Here is a 2,168-nt window from a genome sequence, read left to right as displayed (position 1 = left end):
CGGCGGAGCTCGACCGCAAGCTGAAGTGACCACTGCAGTGCTGGTCGACTACATCGACCAGCACCGCGAGGAGTTCGGGGTCGAGCCGATCTGCACCGTCCTACGACGGGCCGGGATGCCGATCGCCCCGAGCACCTACTACGCCGCCAAGACCCGCCCGCCTTCGGCGCGGACGGTCGCGGACGCTGAGCGGCTGGAGTTGATCCGGAAGGTCCATTCCGACAACTACGGCGTCTACGGGGTCCGCAAGATGCACGCTGAGCTACGGCGTCGTGGGCATCGGATAGCTCGCTGCACCGTGCACCGGCTGATGCGCGCCGACGGCCTGCGTGGGATCAGCCGATCGAAGGGACCCCGCACGACGGTTCCGGGCACCGGCGAGGACGCCCGCCGTGATCACCTGGACCGCAACTTCGTCGCAGCTGCACCGAACCGGGTCTGGGTCGCCGACATCACCTACTGCCGTACCTTCGCCGGCTGGGTCTACGCCGCTTTCGTCATCGACGTCTACTCCCGCCGCGTCGTGGGCTGGCAGGTGTCGAAGAGCCTGCGCACCGACCTCGCCCTGGATGCCCTCGAGATGGGGCTATGGACCCGCGAGCACGCCGGCCACGACACCACCGGCGTCATCGCACACTCCGACAAGGGAGTTCAGTACCTCGCCGTTCGCTACACCCAGCGACTCGCCGAGGCCGGCGCCGTCGCATCCGTCGGGTCGACCGGCGACAGCTATGACAATGCCCTCGCCGAGGCGTTCAACTCGCTGTTCAAGGCCGAACTGGTCCGCAACCGCGGTCCGTGGAAGTCCATCGACGACCTCGAGATCGCGGTCGCCGAGTACATCGACTGGTTCAACCACAGACGCCTGCACGGCGAGATCGGGCTCGTCCCACCAGTCGAGTTCGAAGACAGCTACTACCGGCACAACCCCGCGCCGACTAACGTCGACGCGTCAGTTCAGAGCCTCCACTGAACCCGGCACGCGACACGCTGGGTGAGCCGAGTGCTCGACCTTCCTCGCGCGGCGGCGGGTGCGACGCGGGGCAGGTCAGCCGGAGACGCCCAGCCGCTCGTCGGATGGACCGGGAGCCTCGAACTGCGAGGTCTCCGTCCAGCTCTCCAGATCGGTTGATCGGGTCGCAGCACCGTGCGTCTGGGCCGAGGCGCTAGGTTCGGTGTGTGCCACACGTCCATCAGCGCCTGACCTCCTCCGCCCACGACCGAGCGGGGTTGCGACGACACGACGACGCGTGGATCGAGGCACGCTGGGCGGACGCGGAGAGCCGGGTGCTGGTCGTGGCCGGCAATCGCGTGCACGCACCGCTGGGACGGATCGACTGGGTCTCGCCGCACGAGGCACCGGCCGGGGTGAGACTGCTGCTGGGGGAGCGTGAGGATCGCGCGTGGTTCGCCTCGATCCTGCCGGCGGGCCAGCCCGAACACACCGCGGAGGACGGCTGGGTGAGCCTGCGCGGTCTGCTCCCGGTGCTCACCGACGACCCGACCGACAGTTCCCTGGTGCTGCATGCGATCGGGATGGCCGAGTGGCTGGCCGCGACGCGGTACTGCCCTCGCTGCGGCGGGCCTCTGTCCGCGGCGGCGGAGGGGCACGAGTTGCGCTGCACCGTCGGGCACGTGACCTTCCCGCGCACCGATCCCGCGGTGATCATGCTGGTGACGTCCGGAGAGCCGGGATCGCCGGAGGAGCGGTGCCTGCTGGGCAACGGTGCGGCGTGGCCGGAGGGGCGTTTCTCGACGCTGGCCGGCTTCTGCGAGCCGGGGGAGTCGCTCGAGGACGCCGTTCGGCGCGAGGTGGCCGAGGAGGCCGGCGTACGCGTCGACGAGGTGACCTACTTCGGCAATCAGCCGTGGCCGCTGCCGGCCAGCCTGATGCTCGGCTTCTTCGGACGGGTCGAGGACACCGAGGAGGCGCGTGCCATCGCGTGCGATCCGGCAGAGCTGCGGGAGGCGCGTTGGTTCACCCGTGACGAACTCTATTTCGGTGCCGCCAGTGGCGAGTCGGTCCTGCCGGGCGGCATCTCGATCAGCCGGTCGCTGATCGAGGCGTGGTACGGCGGCCCGCTGCCCGGCAGCTGGTGAATCGGTCCGACGAGGCGCTCGCGCCGGTCAACGCAGCGCGGCAGCGTGTCGCGCGCAGGCGGTGCACT

2 protein-coding genes and 1 other annotated feature are annotated in these 2,168 nt (G+C 69.7%); both genes read left to right on the top strand.

Annotated elements, in window-relative coordinates:
• Position 1 precedes the first annotated feature (1 nt).
• Positions 2–130 (top strand) — a sequence feature (AL1L pseudoknot).
• Positions 26–973, top strand: a complete 948-nt coding sequence (locus G515_RS0118325) for an IS3 family transposase (RefSeq protein ID WP_157570944.1) — start codon at positions 26–28, stop codon at positions 971–973. Its footprint overlaps the feature before it by 105 nt.
• A 206-nt stretch (positions 974–1,179) precedes the next feature.
• On the top strand, positions 1,180–2,100 hold the full coding sequence (gene nudC / locus G515_RS0118320; RefSeq protein WP_028661322.1) for an NAD(+) diphosphatase: 921 nt from the start codon (positions 1,180–1,182) through the stop codon (positions 2,098–2,100).
• The last annotated feature ends 68 nt before the right edge of the window (positions 2,101–2,168 follow it).

This window comes from Nocardioides insulae DSM 17944 (assembly GCF_000422825.1).
Lineage (GTDB): Bacteria > Actinomycetota > Actinomycetes > Propionibacteriales > Nocardioidaceae > Nocardioides > Nocardioides insulae.
Note: the sequence above shows the minus strand (reverse complement) of the source record. Positions and strands in the feature narration are given on the sequence as shown.